The sequence below is a fragment of the Iodobacter fluviatilis genome (genome assembly GCF_004194535.1).
Lineage (GTDB): Bacteria > Pseudomonadota > Gammaproteobacteria > Burkholderiales > Chitinibacteraceae > Iodobacter > Iodobacter fluviatilis_A.
In genome coordinates this window covers 1,010,660-1,025,614 of sequence record NZ_CP025781.1, presented here as the reverse complement: position 1 = coordinate 1,025,614, position 14,955 = coordinate 1,010,660, and the positions used below count along the sequence as shown (strand labels likewise).

Here is a 14,955-nt window from a genome sequence, read left to right as displayed (position 1 = left end):
TCAATCAGTGTTTTTTACCCCACAGCCATCGCAGCAAACTCACGCCTCCAACGATCATTGCAATAGGGTCTAGCATGGCATCCCATAGGTTGCGGCTTTCTAAAACGCCTAATGAGTAGAGTGCCAGGGCGGCAAGCCAAGCGTAGGCGAGGGCGCGGTGGCCTTGTTGCCAAGCTAGGCCTAGCGAAATAGCACACCAGATTAATATGACTTGGGGTGCATAGCCTAGGGCGTAAATATCGTAAGCGATAAAGCCGAGTGCAGAGGCATAAAGTACTAGGCCGCTTAGCAGCAGCCAAGCTGCCAGTAGTGGGCGTAGTTTGTGCTTCAGTAGCAGGCCAGTGGCCAGCCCCAGCGTGGCCAGGCTGGGGAAGCTAAGCAGGCCCAGCAGCCAGGGGGAAGCCAGCAGAATCAGCAGGCCAAAGCCCCTCTGTAGACGGTTGTTGCCTGCGGCGATCAGGCTGGTGGCGGTCAGCGCCCACAGTAGTAGCCCGCTAAATGAGGCCATCATGGCTGAGCTCCATCTAGCCAAGCGCGGTTAAAGCGCACATGGTGGATCTCAGAGCGTTCCCATGTGTAGACTAAATCCATGATTTCGTCGTTAACCAGCAGGGTGGGGTAGGAGAATTCCATGCCTGGGGTGTTTTCGATCACTTTGATTTTTTTCCAATTTTTGCCGTCTTGCGAAACACTGAGCGCCAGCTCGCTGCGCCCGTCACTGCGCGGGTTATGCGCCATGATGAGCCGGCCATCTGGCATGCGTTCTACTGCAATTGCGGAGTCAGGATTTTTGATGTTGAGCTGTTGAATCGGGCTCCAATGCGCACCGCCATCATGGCTTTGTTGCAGCATTAATTGGCGGCTTGGGCCGCTGTTTCTTAATAGAGCAAAGGCATCGGTTGGGCTGTGGGCGATTACGGCGGGTTGCAGGTTTTCGCCCTCGGCATTCATGCGAATTTTGCGTACCAGCTGGCCTTCGCGGTTAAATTGCAGTAGCTCACCAAATTTACGCGCTAGCTCGTGATACACCGGTAGCAAAAAGCCGCCGTCCTCCAGCTGCACGGCGTGGGTACGCACCAGTGTGGATAAGTTAAAGAAAGGGCTGGTAATTATTTTGCTGGCAGGGCCCCAGCTCTGGCCGTTGTCGGTCGAGGTCATGCGGTTGAGCGTGCTGGTCGCCCAACCGCCCATGGATACCGATACATAAAACAGCTGCAAACGCCCTTGGCTATCGAGCACAGGCACAGGATTGCCCACTTTTTTAATATAGCGCCATTGGTCTTTTGAGCTTTGCGCGGGCGTGGCCACAATCCAAGGCTTAATCCATTTGCCATTTTGATAACGAGAAGCCCAAACGCTGACGTCGGTAGCGCCTTCACGCGAGCCGCCAAACCAAAATGCGATGCGCTCACCGTTACGTAGCGCGATGATGCTGGCGCTATGCGCAGCAGGCACAGGCGCACGCAGGCGTTGCACTTCCATTTGCGGCGTGCTGGCGGATATTTTAGGCTGCTTGGCTAAGGCAAAGCGCATTTCACTTGGCGCTTTTTGGGCGTTGATGGCAAGTAAGCAGGCTGCGGCAAGGCCAAACAGCAAAGTCCCTTTAAACGTCATTATGCTTTGATCAATCGTGTTGGGGCTGCAAGTTTACCTGAAACTTGGCTTAAACCATTCAGCGACATCCTTGATTTGTGCATGAAGCATGCCCATCTCTATTGATATCTTCCGCTGGAATTCGCCTATGTTTGATTTTTTGCGCCAGCGCCGCAGGCGGCAGTATTTATCTAGGCAGCCGATTAAAGACGCTTTATGGCAAAACATGCTGGCACTGCCATTATTGCGCGGCTTAAGCACGGCCGAGCTTGCGCAGCTCAGGGATCATGCCGCGTGGTTTTTACATACAAAAACCATTACACCCGTGCATGGGCTGGAGATTAACGATGAGCTGCGTTTGCTGATCGCGGTGCAAGCCGCCTTGCCGGTGATGAATCTAGGCTTTGATGCCTATGATGATTGGCAAGAAGTGGTGCTCTATCCTGGGCGCTTTATCAGCCGAGATCTATATACAGATTCGATTGGCCTTGTGCATCAGGAAATGCGGGTGTTATCGGGGCAAGCGCGGCATAAAGGCTCGGTATTGCTATCGATGCAAGACGTGATTGAAGCGCCCTATCATCCAAGTAGTAATGTGGTGATTCATGAAATGGCGCATAAGTTGGATATGCGCTCCGGTAGCGCTAATGGCTGCCCGCCTTTGCACCAGGGCATGAGCTATGCTCGCTGGAAAAAAGTGTTTTCTCGCGCTTATTTACAGTTAAGTAGGCGGGCTCAAATGGGGGAAGAAAGCACAATTGATCTCTATGCTGCAGAAAATCCGGCAGAATGTCTGGCTGTGTGCAGCGAAACGTTTTTCGCCGCCCCCCATTTATTGCTTGAGAGTTATCCTGACGTGTACCAACAACTCAATTTATTTTATCGCCAAGACCCAGCTGCACGTAGGCCGCAGTATCAATACAGACCCGTGTTTATGATGGGAGGCTGGGCATGATAGGCCTATTGCAAGCGGGTGCTAGCCCTGAAATATGTGAGCAAATAGCCGCCTTAGGACTGCCGCTTTGGAGTGAGTTGCCTTGTGACGCTGCCCATTATCTTTGCTGGCAAAATGAGCGACTAGAGCTAGTCACGATCGGCGAGAAAGGCACGGTTGCGGTCGATTTTGTTGGCGGAGCGGCGGCGCACCGTCGGCAATTTGGCGGAGGCCGTGGCCAGCCGGTGGCCAAAGCGGTAGGAATTAAAGGCGAGTACGTGCCAAGAGTTCTCGATGCTACGGCAGGTCTTGGCCGGGATGCTTTTGTTTTGGCATCTTTAGGCTGTGAAGTCACGCTGATTGAGCGCTCACCTGTGGCCGTGGCCCTATTACTAGATGGCTTACGCCGCGCTCAGGCCGATACCACCATTGGCAAGATCGTGGGCCGAATGCGTTTAGTGTTTGGTGATGGCCATCAAGAGCTGGCTAAACTACTGGCGGGGCAGGCGTTTAACTATTTATTTAATCCACCTGCTACCGTGCCTGAATTTGACGTAGTGTTTTTAGACCCGATGTTTCCAGACCCAACAAAACGCGCCAAATCTAAAAAAGAAATGGCCGCGTTTCAAACCGTGATTGGCGACGACCCAGATGCGAATGATTTGCTGCTACCCGCAAGGAAAATTGCTAAAAAACGCGTGATTGTTAAACGTCCTCGCATTGCCCCCCTTATGGCAGGGGTAAAGGCTGATTTTGTATTGGGTGGAGAAAGTACGCGTTTTGATGGCTATTTGCCATTGAGCCGCTAGCATCGAATCACGCAGGTGGCTGTGGCATGCGCTAACAGGGTGCTATCGGCTGATTTGATTGATCCTTCTGAAACACCGATGCTCTTGGAAATATGCAAAACCTTAACCTCTGCCAGTAGCTCGGTGTTTTTAGGAATTGCTTTTACCATTTTCACATTTAAATCGACAGTGGCGTAGCTTGCCCCTGCTTCTAGCATGCTGTGTACGGCGCAGGCGGTGACTGAATCTAGCACCATGGCGGCAAAGCCACCGTGTACGTCACACATAGGATTCAAACGTCGCTCATCGGCCTGTGCTGTAAAGCGTACCGAGCCTTCGTTGGTGCACTCCATGCTTTTGCTTTCATGGAATGGTTTGTGTGATGGAAGAAGCAGGAAGCTTGCTATCGGCCATGGCTTGCAGTAATTGCAGTCCGGTGAATTCTTTTGGATGCATAAATTAAGAGTGGTACTTGAAGATAAGGAAAGCTCAAAGTATCACTGTTAGCGGAACATGGGTGCAAAAAAACCACAGCCTAGGCTGTGGTTTTTTTAACTGGCTCCCCGACCTGGACTCGAACCAGGGACCTGCGGATTAACAGTCCGTCGCTCTACCAACTGAGCTATCAGGGAATAAAACTTGGTATTGTTTACTGAGTAACTAAAATATGACTCAGTAATAAGTGCTGTCTTTCAACAGCACTTTGAATTTTGGCTCCCCGACCTGGACTCGAACCAGGGACCTGCGGATTAACAGTCCGTCGCTCTACCAACTGAGCTATCAGGGAATAAACTACTCTACCTCATCGGAGCTTACTATCGTAAAATAGCTTGGCTCCCCGACCTGGACTCGAACCAGGGACCTGCGGATTAACAGTCCGTCGCTCTACCAACTGAGCTATCAGGGAATCGATGAAGGCCCGTATAGTAGAATCCGAAGTTCTTTCTGTCAACACAATGCGTAATATATTCGAGATGGTAATATGAAAAAGATAAGAATGATGTTGATTTGTTTGCTTTTTTTGTTTGTTTTAATTATTAGCTTACCTTTGCTTATTCCCTTAAATAGCTATAAACCGCAGCTAGAAACACGCCTTTCTGCACTACTACAGGCGCAAGTTCAGCTAGAAAACATCGAATTTGCCTATCAACCACTGCCTGTTTTTAGCCTAAATGGCGTAAAAATAGATGGTGGGGCTGGCTCTATTGAAAAAATTCGTGTGCCTTTAAGTGTTTTTAATTTGTTTCATTACGGAAAAAGTTTGAAAAATGTTGAAGTTGATGGGGTGAGATTGTCTCCGTCCTTTGCTTTTTCTTTGCCGAAACGCTTTGCAGCTTTAGAGCAAGGGCGTATTACGCTGGGCGATGTGCTGCTCACTAAATCCAGCGTGGTATGGGATCAAAATGAATTAGGCCCGATTGATGGGCTGATGAAGTTTGCTGCTAATGGGGCGTTTGCTGATTTGCAATTGGCCGATAAGCAAGGTCATATTGAGGTGCATATCCAGCCAAGCGGGGAAAATATTCGGCTGATAATGCAAGCCACAAGCTGGGAGATTCCTTTAGGTTATCCCGTGGTGTTTGAAAAGCTATATATGAGCGGTGAAGGATCATCTACTGGCTTGTTGATCGATGATATCCGTGGTGAATCTTATGGCGGCGTATTACGTGGCAAGGCCCTGCTCACTTGGGACGATGATTGGGTGCTGGCGGGGCAGGTCAGTGTAAAGGGGGTACATACCGAGCCATTTAGCAAAGTATTTAGCACAACAACCTTTGTTTCTGGGCGTATGGATGGGGAGGGGGTGTTTAATTATCATGCTAAAGATTATTTAAAACTGTTTGCTTACCCTATGGTGGATGTCGATTTCTTATTGCGTGATGGTGCTCTGCATAATCTTGATTTAATTACGCAATTAAGGTCTGGTAGCCCAGCATCTGGGCGGGGTGGGCAAACACGTTTTGATACGCTTAAAGGTAAAATGGTGTTTAAAGACAGTACATTACAGCTCAAAAACTTAGCCCTAGATGCAGGTAAATTTAGTGCGCAGGGTGCTGTCAGTATTGCTAAGGCAGGGCGGTTAGAAGGCGGTGTTTCAGCGCGTTTGCAAAGTGGCGTTTTAGCGATTTCTAACCATATTCGTATCGGGGGGATTTAAGCCGCCCAGCGCTTAGCTCCGGAGATGCAGCAAGACCCACAGCAGAGTAGCAGCACCGCATGCCGTGCCGGTGTGCTATCCCAAGGAGGAATGCCACAGCCATGCGTTTTGGTCATTTCTCCACTCTTGCCCCGCCTGATGCATGCCGTGCTGCCTACCAATGTTCTATATAATGGCGGTTTTTCTAGCATACGGCGGGGCATATCATGGCTTGGACTGATCTTTTGGCGCATACACCACTCGATGCGGCTCTCGCCGATTTAGAGCAAGGCGCTGTGATGAGCCCGCTGGATGCGTTTGGCGTGATTGCGTTTAGTGGTGAAGAAACTCAACCCTTTTTGCAAGGGCAGCTTTCTAGCGATGTGCGTGCCTTAAGGGAAAATGCGGCTCAGTACTCTAGCTATTCCACGCCTAAGGGCCGGATGTTGGCGAGCTTTTTAGTGTTTCGCCGTGGGGATGATTATTGCCTGCAAGTGGTCGCAGAGTTGCAAGCCGCCATCCAAAAGCGTTTAAGCATGTTTGTGATGCGCTCCAAAACCAAGGCCAGAGACGCCAGTGGTGAGTTATTTTTACTGGGCGTGGCAGGCCCTTTGGCTGCAGCAAAATTAGCCAGTGTTGTAGGCGCATTGCCTGAGAGTGATTTTAGCAGTGTGCATAGCGAGCAATGCACGGTGATTGCTTTGCCTGGCCAGCGCTATCAATTAGCGATTGCCCACGATGCCGCCCTAGCGCTTTGGCAGCAGTTGTTGGCAGCGGGAATTTTGCCAGCCGATGAATCACTATGGCGTTTAAGCGATATTCGCGCAGGCGCTCCTTGGGTTACCACGGCAACACAGGAAGCCTTTGTTGCGCAGATGGCTAATATGGAGCTAATCGGCGGTGTGAGTTTTACCAAAGGCTGCTATCCAGGGCAAGAAATTGTGGCGCGCACCCAATATTTGGGTAAATTAAAGCGCCGCATGTATCGTGCTAGCCTTGCAGTAGATCACGCTGAAGCTGGGCAAGATGTATTTAGTAGTGAAATGAATGGCCAAGCAAGTGGTAAGCTAATGTTGGCTGCAAAGGCGGGTCAAGGCCGGTGGGAAGTGCTGGTGGTGGCACAAATTGCTAGCTTAGAGCATGGTTTACACCTTGCTGCAGTGGATGGCCCTGCGCTTGAAATCCTTGATTTACCCTATGCATTAGCGTGAAATAGCGCCTTTTTGCGCAGGTTTGCAGCGCTTATCTTACTTTTATCGCCAGTGATGCAAGTAATTGATTTGCTTCATTGGCGTACATTGATGCGGTTTCGTCTATAATCCGCCCCCTGTGTCTTAATTACATATTAAAGGTGTTTGTATGGGCTTTCTCGCCGGCAAAAAAATCTTGATTACCGGTCTATTGTCAGACCGCTCTATTGCCTACGGCATTGCTCAGGCAGCTAAACGTGAAGGTGCTACGCTGGCCTTCACTTATGTAAGTGAAAACTTGCGTCAGCGTGTAGTTGATCTGGCAAAAGACTTTGATACCGATTTGGTACTGCCCTGTGATGTAGCCAGTGATGAGCAGATTACTGATTTATTCGTAGAGCTTGCTAAGCATTGGGACGCAATTGATGGCTTGGTTCACTCGATTGGTTTTGCCCCACGCGAAGCCTTGAAGGGCGATTATCTGGATGCGGTCACGCGTGAATCTTTCCATATTGCGCATGACATCAGCTCTTACAGCTTTGCTGCTTTAGCTAAGGCCGCGCGCCCAATGCTGAGCGATGGTGCTTCGCTCGTGACCATGACTTATCTGGGCGCTGAACGTGCTATCCCTAGTTACAATGTAATGGGCTTGGCAAAAGCATCATTAGAAGCCAATGTACGTTATATGGCTGCAGCATTAGGCCCAGATCGCGCGATTCGTGTGAATGCCGTTTCTGCAGGCCCGATCAAAACGCTAGCCGCTGCTGGGATTGCCAACTTTGGTACGCTGCTGAAAAAAGCGGCCGAGGGCACTCCGATGAAGCGTAATGTCACGCAAGAAGAAGTCGGCAATGTAACCGCCTTCTTGTTATCTTCGCTGTCCTCAGGCATGACGGGTGAAGTTGTGATGGTCGATTGTGGCTTTAGCCATGGTGCGGGCTCAAGCGGTGAATAAGTGGTACTAATCATCGAAAAACGCCCATAAGTGGGCGTTTTTTTTTGTAAAAGGAATACGTATGTGCCAATTACTCGGTATGAATTGTAATGTGCCTACCGATATTGTGTTTTCGTTTGAAGGGTTTCGCCAGCGTGGTGGTTTGACCGATCAACATTCTGATGGCTGGGGCATCGCTTTTTTTGAAGGGGATGGTTGTCGCATGTTTTTGGATTATCTGCCATCGGTTAGCTCACCGATTGCAGAGTTTGTGCGTGCTTATCCCCTCAAATCGACCAATGTGATTGCGCATATTCGTAAAGCCACGCAGGGGCAGGTTAGCCTTGCCAATACCCATCCGTTTCGGCGTGAGCTATGGGGGCGTTATTGGATATTTGCACATAATGGTAATTTACCAGAGCCGCCAAGCTTAACAAGTAGTCGTTTTCTACCTGTAGGAAGCACCGATAGCGAGCATGCATTTTGCTGGATTTTATCTGAGCTAGCCCAACGCTTTGTGAGCTGCCCACCCTTGGCGGTATTAAAACAAGCATTGGCTGAGCTGGCGCAGGTCTTGATGGCTCTAGGCACGTTTAATTTCTTACTTTCTAATGGCAGCGCTCTGTTTGCCCACTGTAGTACCGATTTGCACTATCTGATTAGGCAAGCGCCTTTCACGCTTGCACACTTAAATGATACCGATGTCAGCATCGATTTTTCTGAAGTCACCAGCAAAAATGATAGGGTTGCGGTGATTGCCACCCAGCCACTCACTGATAATGAAACATGGATCAAAATGGCACCGGGAGAATTGCTATGCTTTGTGGATGGCATGCCAAGCGCTTAAAAGAAGCTAAGGGCAAAACGCTTGCCCTCAGCTTGGTGTAGTTTGCTTACAGTTCTAGTGCAATTAATTCTTGTACCGTTTGACGGCGGCGTATTTGGGTGATGGTCTCGCCATCGACCAATACTTCAGGGATTAAGGGGCGGGAATTGTAGTTGGACGACATGCTGGCACCGTAGGCTCCGGTATCGTGAAACACAAACAGATCGCCAATTTCGCAACTGGGTAAGTTCTGGCTGGTCACTTCGCCGCCCTCAATCTGGGTAAATACATCGCCTGATTCACATAGCGGCCCAGCCACAACGGTAGGGTGGGGGGCAGAGCTGCGGGGGGTGCCATCCGGTGCATAAGTGCTGATACGGTGATAGCTACCATACATGGCGGGGCGGGCCAGATCATTAAAACCCGCGTCGACCAGTGCAAAGAAGTTATTCCCCACTTGTTTTTGCGCACGTAACTCAGAAATTAAGCAGCCCGATTGCGCCATTAGAAAGCGGCCAGGCTCGATCTCCATGCTGATTTTATGCCCTAAAAAGGCTTCAATTTCCTGGCGTGCGCTATTCCAAATCTGAAAATAATGATCGGTGTCGACTACATCCTCGCCATCTTGATAAGGGATAGACAAGCCGCCGCCAATAGAAATGGCCGATAAATCGTGAGCGCAGCTTTTTACTTGGGCAATCATCGCATCGCACACGCTTTGCAGGTGATCGTAATCCACGCCGGAGCCAATATGCATATGCAAGCCAATTAGCTTTAGGCTGTACTGATCGATAATGGCTAAGCTTTGCGCGAGGTGTTCAAACCAGATGCCATGCTTACTTTGCTCGCCACCGGTATTGGTTTTACGGCTATGGCCGTGTCCAAAGCCTGGGTTGATTCGTAGCCAGACTGGATGCCCTGGATGAGCTTCACCCAGCTGCTGCAGCATCTGTGGTGAGCCACAGTTCACTGGGATATTGAGCTCAACCACGCGTTGCAGCGCGGTTTTATCTAGCAAATCTGCAGTAAAAACAATCGGTGCGTGCTGGGCTGCATCATCTGGCACGTAGCCCGCCACCAGTGCACGCTCTACTTCACCAACTGAAACCGAATCCACCAGCACGCCTTCCTCACGCATCAGTCTTAATAAATGCACATTGCTGGAGGCTTTTTGCGCAAAGCGAATCACATCAAATTGGCGCAGACGGGCGATTTGTGCGCGGATGACTTTGGCATCATAGGCCCAGCAGGGGGTGGAAAATTGTTCGGCAATCTGGGCAATCTGGCTGTTAGCAATCATGGCGTGACTCTGGCGAGTGTGTGGGTGAGATTGCTGATAATTTAGCAAGTGATTGCCTTGTTATGAAGGGCAAATCATCGGTATATTGCCGAGTAGCCCTTGGATTACCTTGAAATAAGCGATAAATACCTATGAATCCTAAAATTGACTCTTTTGACCAGAAAATCCTGCAACTTTTGCAGCAAGACGCAAGGATATCGCACGCAGAAATTGGCCGGCAGGTGCATCTAAGCCAACCTGCGGTATCGGAGCGGATTAAAAGATTGGAGAGTAATAATGTGATTCGTGGCTATCGGGCCGATATTAACCCACGGGCGCTGGGCTATCAGATTACGGCGATGATCCGGCTTTCTACCCAGCAGGGTAGGCCTTACGAGCAGTTTGCGGCAGATTGCCCAGAAATTATTGATTGCTATACCGTAACGGGCGAAGACGGCGCAGTGATGCGGGTGCTGGCCACCGATGTAGAGCACTTGCAGCGCATTATCAATAGGCTGAACGCCTTTGGCTCCACCTCTACCGCCATCGTATTAACCACGCATGTGGTGGGGAAAACGATTTCAGTGCCGTGATAATGGTTTAAGCCCTCATCTTGAGCCACTGAGTAAATATCACTTTGATTTTCTCTGTGATTCAAGATTTGGCTTTGGGAGGTTTACTGCCCCGACACAGCAGAGGCGACGGGTGCGCTGGCCGTGCTGTTGGACTTCGGTAAGTAAAGGCCGCCTTTAAAGCCGCAGGCGGCGAGGGCGAGGGAAGTCAGCAGTAATATGAGTAGTGCACGCATCATTTGGTGTCGCGAAGTGAGTTAAGTGGCAGAATTGCGATTCTAACAGAGGATTTTCGAATGACCGAATCAGAGTTTCTTGATCTTAGCGATAGTGTATTTGCCAAAATTGAAGCCGCACTGGATAACAGCGATTTAGATGTCGACACACTGCTGTCTGGCAATGTATTAGAAATTGAGTTTGCAGACCGTAGTAAAATCATCGTCAACCGTCATAGCGCTAACCAAGAGTTATGGATTGCGGCGCGTTCTGGTGGCTATCACTACCGCTTGGTGGATGGCGTTTGGCAAAGCACCCGTGAGGCCGGCGAGTTTTTTGCTGATCTAAGTACTGCCATTAGCGCACACGCAAAAGAAGAATTTAGCTTTTGATGTTTGAACCTGCATGGCTGGCTGGGCTGTTTGCTTCGGCCTTTCTTTCCGCCACGCTATTGCCTGGTAATTCTGAGGCGGCCTTGCTGGCGTACCTGCACTTTAATGCCCAAGGTGTGCTGCCTGCGCTGTTGGTCGTGACCGTCGGCAATACCTTGGGAGGCCTGCTTACGGTGTGGATGGGACGTCGATTACCCAAGGCGCCACAGGGCCGAGCTGTGGCCTGGGCCCAGCGGATTGGCCCAGTGAGTTTATTGCTGACTTGGCTGCCTATCGTTGGGGATGTGCTCTGCGCTGTAGCAGGTTGGCTGCGCTGGCCTTGGCGGCAGGTAGTGTTGTGGATGTTATTGGGTAAAGCTGCACGCTATCTATTACTTGCCTTTGCTGCAAATTCAATAGGAGCATGATTTGTCACGACGATTAATCGGTTTAATGTTGGCCATCAGTTTAATGGCTGCTCCTGTGCAAGCAGATCTACCCAATTTGGGCGAATCTTCGCAAGAAAACCTAAGCCCGCTACAAGAACGGCAAATTGGCGAATCGGCTATGCGCGAGTTAAGGCGCAGCGGTGCGATGAGCGAAGATCCTGAACTGGTGGCTTATCTCAGGCAATTAGGTGGGCGTTTGCAAGACGCCAGCGGTGAAACCGAAACCTCGTTTGTGTTCTTTCCCATGCTGGATCGCTCTATCAATGCCTTTGCTATCCCAGGCGGCTTGGTGGGAGTGCATACCGGCTTGATTGTGTTGGCGCAGCATGAATCTGAATTAGCCTCAGTGCTATCACACGAAATTGCCCACGTTACCCAGCATCACTTTGCCCGATTATTAGAAGGGCAAAAAATGGCACCTTGGATGACCTTGGCTGCAATTGGTTTAGCCATCGTGGCGGCCAGCAAAGGCAGCGGTGATGTGGCGATGGCCAGCTTGATGGGTAGTCAAGCTTATATGATTCAGCGTCAACTGGATTACACCTATCAATTTGAGCAAGAGGCGGATCGAATTGGTATGCAAACTTTGCAAAAAGCCGGTTTTGATCAGGCGGCGATGCCGATGTTTTTTGAGCGCATGCAAAAAAGCACTCGCTTAGGCGAGGGTAATGCGCCAGAATTTTTGCGTACTCACCCTGTTAGCTACAAGCGGATTAGCGATGCGCAGTCGCGGCTTAAAGATAAGCCTTATCAGCAGGTAAAAGACTCTTTAGACTTTTTATTTGCGCGGGAAAAAGCACGCTTTTTACAGATGGATGAGCAGGATGCACTGAATTACTACCGCAAAACACTGAGTGAAAAAAAATATACTCATCTGCCCGCCCATTTATATGGCCTTGCCCAAGCGCAGTTGGCGGCATTTGATGCCGAAGAGGCATGGGCTACTTTACAAAAAGCAAAGCAAGCCCTAGGTAAAACGCATGCTTCATTAGAGTATCTGGCTGGCAGCATCCGCCTTTCGCAAAAGCGCCCAACGGAGGCGCTGCAAATATTTAAAGATGGCAGTAAACGCTTCCCCGCCAGCAGAGCACTGGTTTACGGCGAAATTGATGCGCTGATTGCTAATAATCAACTGGCCGATGCATTGGCTAGTACGCAATACGCGATCGAGCTTTACCCTTCAGATGCTTATCTATATCAACGCATCTCTAAAATCCAAGGCGCGCGTGGTGATGTCATCAGGCAACACCAAGCGCAAGCTGAGTATTACAGCCGCCTTGGTGAATACACTGCCGCTATCGAGCAATTACAGCAGGCACAAAACACCGGCAATAATGATTTTTACCTGCTGTCAGCCGTGGAGGCGCGTTTGAAAGAGCTTAAGCAACTACAAATGCCTTTGAGCAAATAGCTATTTCAACTGCCTCACCTTAAAACGCAAAATCTCTAGATAAACTTCTGGATCGGGTGGGGTGTTGTTTCTTTGGGCTTGCCACATCATTTCACCCAAGCCATCCATCATGGCGTGCAGGGCGGTGTGCTCTAGGGATAATCGTTCACAAAGCTGCTGGTACAAGGCTTTTACCCCAGCAGGCTGATCGATTGAGATTTGCTCTTCAATTGCCAGATGCATGCTGATATGTAAAAAAGGATTGGTTTCACCATATTCTGGTGGCCAGTCTTTATCTAAATATTCTTCAGCTAAAATGGGCTGGTATTCTGGGTGATGTAGCAAAATGCCCGCGATTATTTTTTCGATGCCGGCCAGTGGTGCATTGGCCTGATGCTTTTGCCAAGCTTGAATAAAAAAGCGGCGGGCTTCATCGCGGGACGGGTTAAATAGCATATTTTCTCTACTAAGGATAAATGATGAGCAATATCGGTGATTTTAGCGTGCAAGGCATAGCAGGGGAAACGGTTGATTTGGCTCAGTACGCCGGTTCGGTGGTTTTGGTGGTGAATGTGGCTAGTCAATGCGGCTTTACGCCGCAATACGAGGGCTTACAAGCGCTCTATGAGCGGTATAAAGATCGTGGCTTGGTGGTGCTGGGCTTTCCATGCAATCAGTTTGGTGCGCAGGAGCCGGGGAATGAGGCGGAAATTTTGGATTTTTGTACGACTAAATTTAACGTGAGTTTTCCGCTGTTTGCCAAGGTGGATGTGAACGGCGAAAACGCTGCACCGCTCTTTACGTGGTTGAAGGGAGAGAAGCCAGGTTTATTGGGTATTGAGGCGGTTAAATGGAATTTCAGTAAATTTTTACTAGACAAGCAAGGTAAGGTGGTCGATCGCTTTGCCCCGATGACAAAACCGGAAGATCTGAGCGCCGAGATTGAAAAGCTGCTGTAAGCCTGCAATCTATTCGTAATGAATTTGGCTTCACATTGATAGATAAGGGTTTTTGCGGTAGAATGTGGCTCAATTTTGTGCGGGCGGGATAGCGGAAGCTATCCCGTTTTGCCATCCTCAGAAATATCCGAACTCAATCTTGTGGGCGCAACGCCCAGGAGCCGCCTGTGTCAAAACCAGCCCTTCTTGCGCTTGCCGACGGCACCCTCTTTCATGGTATTTCCATCGGAACCGATGGCACAACCATTGGTGAGGTCGTGTTCAATACGGCGATGACCGGTTATCAGGAAATCCTGACAGACCCTTCGTATACCAAGCAAATGATCACTTTGACCTATCCTCATATCGGTAATTACGGCGTAAGCCCGGAAGACGTAGAGTCGCATTCCGTGTTTGCCGCTGGCCTGATCATCCGTGATTTACCACTATTACATTCTAATTTCCGCGCTGATATGAGCCTTGGCGAGTACCTCGTTAAGAATAATGTTGTGGCGATTGCAGATATTGATACGCGTAAGCTCACTCGTATTTTGCGCAGCAAAGGCGCTCAGCCAGGTTGTATCGTTACTGGTGATAATATTGATGCAGCCGCTGCCGTAGAAAAAGCTAAATCGTTTGGCTCCATGGCTGGGCAAGATCTTGCCAAGGTCGTCACGTGCAAAGAATCATTTGCATGGACAAAGCGCGAATGGAAGCTGGGCGCGGGTTACTCCGAGCAAACTAATCCAAAATTTCATGTCGTGGCTTACGATTACGGTGTGAAGTACAACATTCTGCGCATGCTGGCTGAGCGCGGTTGCAAGCTCACCGTCGTGCCTGCGCAAACACCGGCTGCAGATGTACTGGCACTGAAACCTGATGGCGTGTTTTTATCCAATGGCCCTGGCGATCCTGAGCCTTGTGATTATGCGATTAAGGCGATTCAAGCCATCTTAGCAACTGATGTGCCTGTATTTGGTATCTGTCTGGGGCATCAGCTCTTGGGCCTTGCCAGCGGTGCTAAAACCAGCAAGATGAAGTTTGGTCATCACGGTGCCAATCATCCGGTGCAAGATTTGGCCAGCAAACATGTGATGATCACCAGCCAGAATCACGGTTTTCAAGTAGACGAAACCAGCTTGCCTACCAATGTGAAAGTAACTCATCGCTCCTTGTTTGACGGCACAGTGCAAGGGATCGCACTCACCGACAAACCAGCGTTTTCTTTCCAAGGCCACCCAGAAGCAAGCCCAGGGCCGAATGACGTGGCGTATTTGTTCGATAAATTTATCGCACTGATGGCTGAGCGTAAGCCAGCTTAATGATGTGCGACCAGCC

General features: G+C 49.8%; 18 protein-coding genes and 3 tRNA genes. 12 read left to right on the top strand and 9 right to left on the bottom strand.

All coding sequences use genetic code 11. The annotated features are described in order from the left end of the window. Positions 1–4: 4 nt before the first annotated feature. Together C1H71_RS04505 and C1H71_RS04500 are read right to left on the bottom strand one after the other, a co-directional pair. A complete protein-coding gene (locus tag C1H71_RS04505) occupies positions 5–511 on the bottom strand; it encodes a hypothetical protein (protein WP_130105497.1) in 507 nt (168 codons plus the stop codon). Next, positions 508–1,614: a sialidase family protein gene (locus C1H71_RS04500; RefSeq protein WP_130105496.1), complete on the bottom strand. Its 1,107-nt coding sequence runs from the start codon at positions 1,612–1,614 to the stop codon at positions 508–510. Before C1H71_RS04500 ends, C1H71_RS04505 begins: the two co-directional genes overlap by 4 nt. 88 nt (positions 1,615–1,702) lie before the next feature. Here C1H71_RS04500 and C1H71_RS04495 point away from each other — a divergent pair, with 88 nt between their 5' ends. Both C1H71_RS04495 and C1H71_RS04490 read left to right on the top strand, forming a co-directional pair. Further along, positions 1,703–2,548: a M90 family metallopeptidase gene (locus C1H71_RS04495; protein WP_130105495.1), complete on the top strand. Its 846-nt coding sequence runs from the start codon at positions 1,703–1,705 to the stop codon at positions 2,546–2,548. Continuing rightward, positions 2,545–3,336, top strand: coding sequence for a class I SAM-dependent methyltransferase (locus C1H71_RS04490; RefSeq protein ID WP_130105494.1), 792 nt, complete (start codon positions 2,545–2,547; stop codon positions 3,334–3,336). The genes C1H71_RS04495 and C1H71_RS04490 overlap by 4 nt, the downstream gene beginning before the upstream one ends. On the opposite strand, the gene C1H71_RS04485 is transcribed toward C1H71_RS04490, so the two are convergent. The 4 genes from C1H71_RS04485 to C1H71_RS04470 all read right to left on the bottom strand — a co-directional run bounded on the left by C1H71_RS04485 (position 3,333) and on the right by C1H71_RS04470 (position 4,222). Continuing rightward, complete coding sequence (locus C1H71_RS04485; protein ID WP_223145984.1) at positions 3,333–3,668, bottom strand: PaaI family thioesterase; 336 nt, start codon at positions 3,666–3,668, stop codon at positions 3,333–3,335. The genes C1H71_RS04490 and C1H71_RS04485 overlap by 4 nt on opposite strands. Positions 3,669–3,871: 203 nt before the next feature. Further along, a tRNA-Asn gene (locus C1H71_RS04480) sits at positions 3,872–3,947 on the bottom strand. A 79-nt stretch (positions 3,948–4,026) separates the two neighbouring features. Next, positions 4,027–4,102: transfer RNA gene (locus C1H71_RS04475), tRNA-Asn, on the bottom strand. Positions 4,103–4,146: 44 nt separating this feature from the next. Further along, positions 4,147–4,222 (bottom strand) — tRNA-Asn (locus C1H71_RS04470). Between the two features lie 75 nt (positions 4,223–4,297). Between C1H71_RS04470 and C1H71_RS04465 the strand changes: the two genes are divergently transcribed. The 4 genes from C1H71_RS04465 (at position 4,298) to C1H71_RS04450 (ending at position 8,423) form a co-directional block, all read left to right on the top strand. Beyond that, a complete protein-coding gene (locus tag C1H71_RS04465; protein ID WP_130105493.1) occupies positions 4,298–5,473 on the top strand; it encodes an AsmA family protein in 1,176 nt (391 codons plus the stop codon). Between the two features lie 206 nt (positions 5,474–5,679). Continuing rightward, entirely contained in the window at positions 5,680–6,663 is a 984-nt protein-coding gene (gene ygfZ / locus C1H71_RS04460; protein WP_130105492.1) for a CAF17-like 4Fe-4S cluster assembly/insertion protein YgfZ, read from the top strand. Positions 6,664–6,811: 148 nt separating this feature from the next. Next, positions 6,812–7,597: an enoyl-ACP reductase FabI gene (locus C1H71_RS04455; protein ID WP_130105491.1), complete on the top strand. Its 786-nt coding sequence runs from the start codon at positions 6,812–6,814 to the stop codon at positions 7,595–7,597. Positions 7,598–7,658: 61 nt separating this feature from the next. Then, positions 7,659–8,423: a class II glutamine amidotransferase gene (locus C1H71_RS04450; RefSeq protein ID WP_130105490.1), complete on the top strand. Its 765-nt coding sequence runs from the start codon at positions 7,659–7,661 to the stop codon at positions 8,421–8,423. Positions 8,424–8,469: 46 nt separating this feature from the next. Here the strand turns inward: C1H71_RS04450 and lysA are convergent, their stop codons facing one another. After that, positions 8,470–9,750, bottom strand: coding sequence for a diaminopimelate decarboxylase (gene lysA, locus C1H71_RS04445; protein ID WP_262488393.1), 1,281 nt, complete (start codon positions 9,748–9,750; stop codon positions 8,470–8,472). An 83-nt stretch (positions 9,751–9,833) separates the two neighbouring features. On the opposite strand from lysA, the gene C1H71_RS04440 reads away from it, so the two are divergent. Continuing rightward, a complete protein-coding gene (locus tag C1H71_RS04440; RefSeq protein ID WP_130105488.1) occupies positions 9,834–10,274 on the top strand; it encodes an Lrp/AsnC family transcriptional regulator in 441 nt (146 codons plus the stop codon). A gap of 83 nt (positions 10,275–10,357) precedes the next feature. Here the strand turns inward: C1H71_RS04440 and lptM are convergent, their stop codons facing one another. After that, the gene (gene lptM / locus C1H71_RS04435; protein ID WP_262488392.1) at positions 10,358–10,492 is read right to left on the bottom strand and encodes an LPS translocon maturation chaperone LptM; all 135 of its coding nucleotides are present in this window, start codon (positions 10,490–10,492) and stop codon (positions 10,358–10,360) included. 57 nt (positions 10,493–10,549) lie between these two features. Here lptM and cyaY point away from each other — a divergent pair, with 57 nt between their 5' ends. Genes cyaY through C1H71_RS04420 form a run of 3 tightly spaced genes read left to right on the top strand, consistent with a single transcriptional unit; the run spans position 10,550 to position 12,700 of the window. After that, positions 10,550–10,861: an iron donor protein CyaY gene (gene cyaY / locus C1H71_RS04430; RefSeq protein ID WP_130105487.1), complete on the top strand. Its 312-nt coding sequence runs from the start codon at positions 10,550–10,552 to the stop codon at positions 10,859–10,861. Continuing rightward, positions 10,861–11,268: a YqaA family protein gene (locus C1H71_RS04425; protein ID WP_130108135.1), complete on the top strand. Its 408-nt coding sequence runs from the start codon at positions 10,861–10,863 to the stop codon at positions 11,266–11,268. The genes cyaY and C1H71_RS04425 overlap by 1 nt, the downstream gene beginning before the upstream one ends. A gap of 1 nt (position 11,269) precedes the next feature. Then, positions 11,270–12,700 (top strand): M48 family metalloprotease, encoded by a 1,431-nt coding sequence (locus tag C1H71_RS04420; protein ID WP_130105486.1) that lies wholly within the window; start codon positions 11,270–11,272, stop codon positions 12,698–12,700. Here C1H71_RS04420 and C1H71_RS04415 read toward each other — a convergent pair whose 3' ends face one another. Beyond that, positions 12,701–13,135 carry a DUF1841 family protein gene (locus C1H71_RS04415; RefSeq protein ID WP_130105485.1) on the bottom strand — a complete coding sequence of 145 codons (435 nt, stop codon included), beginning with the start codon at positions 13,133–13,135 and terminating at the stop codon, positions 12,701–12,703. It abuts the gene before it with no gap. A 20-nt stretch (positions 13,136–13,155) separates the two neighbouring features. On the opposite strand from C1H71_RS04415, the gene C1H71_RS04410 reads away from it, so the two are divergent. Together C1H71_RS04410 and carA are read left to right on the top strand one after the other, a co-directional pair. Further along, a complete protein-coding gene (locus C1H71_RS04410; RefSeq protein ID WP_308418299.1) occupies positions 13,156–13,638 on the top strand; it encodes a glutathione peroxidase in 483 nt (160 codons plus the stop codon). Positions 13,639–13,805: 167 nt separating this feature from the next. Continuing rightward, the gene (carA, locus tag C1H71_RS04405) at positions 13,806–14,939 is read left to right on the top strand and encodes a glutamine-hydrolyzing carbamoyl-phosphate synthase small subunit (RefSeq protein WP_130105484.1); all 1,134 of its coding nucleotides are present in this window, start codon (positions 13,806–13,808) and stop codon (positions 14,937–14,939) included. The last annotated feature ends 16 nt before the right edge of the window (positions 14,940–14,955 follow it).

Excerpts from the sequence above, each read along its gene's own strand:
- C1H71_RS04485 (WP_223145984.1), bottom strand. The coding sequence starts at position 3,668 with ATGGAGTGCACCAACGAAGGCTCGGTACGCTTTACAGCACAGGCCGAT.
- C1H71_RS04415 (WP_130105485.1), bottom strand. The coding sequence starts at position 13,135 with ATGCTATTTAACCCGTCCCGCGATGAAGCCCGCCGCTTTTTTATTCAA.
- C1H71_RS04465 (WP_130105493.1), top strand. The coding sequence starts at position 4,298 with ATGAAAAAGATAAGAATGATGTTGATTTGTTTGCTTTTTTTGTTTGTT.
- C1H71_RS04455 (WP_130105491.1), top strand. The coding sequence starts at position 6,812 with ATGGGCTTTCTCGCCGGCAAAAAAATCTTGATTACCGGTCTATTGTCA.
- C1H71_RS04440 (WP_130105488.1), top strand. The coding sequence starts at position 9,834 with ATGAATCCTAAAATTGACTCTTTTGACCAGAAAATCCTGCAACTTTTG.
- C1H71_RS04450 (WP_130105490.1), top strand. The coding sequence starts at position 7,659 with ATGTGCCAATTACTCGGTATGAATTGTAATGTGCCTACCGATATTGTG.
- ygfZ (WP_130105492.1), top strand. The coding sequence starts at position 5,680 with ATGGCTTGGACTGATCTTTTGGCGCATACACCACTCGATGCGGCTCTC.
- C1H71_RS04425 (WP_130108135.1), top strand. The coding sequence starts at position 10,861 with ATGTTTGAACCTGCATGGCTGGCTGGGCTGTTTGCTTCGGCCTTTCTT.
- C1H71_RS04505 (WP_130105497.1), bottom strand. The coding sequence starts at position 511 with ATGATGGCCTCATTTAGCGGGCTACTACTGTGGGCGCTGACCGCCACC.
- cyaY (WP_130105487.1), top strand. The coding sequence starts at position 10,550 with ATGACCGAATCAGAGTTTCTTGATCTTAGCGATAGTGTATTTGCCAAA.
- C1H71_RS04500 (WP_130105496.1), bottom strand. The coding sequence starts at position 1,614 with ATGACGTTTAAAGGGACTTTGCTGTTTGGCCTTGCCGCAGCCTGCTTA.
- C1H71_RS04490 (WP_130105494.1), top strand. The coding sequence starts at position 2,545 with ATGATAGGCCTATTGCAAGCGGGTGCTAGCCCTGAAATATGTGAGCAA.
- lptM (WP_262488392.1), bottom strand. The coding sequence starts at position 10,492 with ATGATGCGTGCACTACTCATATTACTGCTGACTTCCCTCGCCCTCGCC.
- C1H71_RS04410 (WP_308418299.1), top strand. The coding sequence starts at position 13,156 with ATGATGAGCAATATCGGTGATTTTAGCGTGCAAGGCATAGCAGGGGAA.
- C1H71_RS04495 (WP_130105495.1), top strand. The coding sequence starts at position 1,703 with ATGCCCATCTCTATTGATATCTTCCGCTGGAATTCGCCTATGTTTGAT.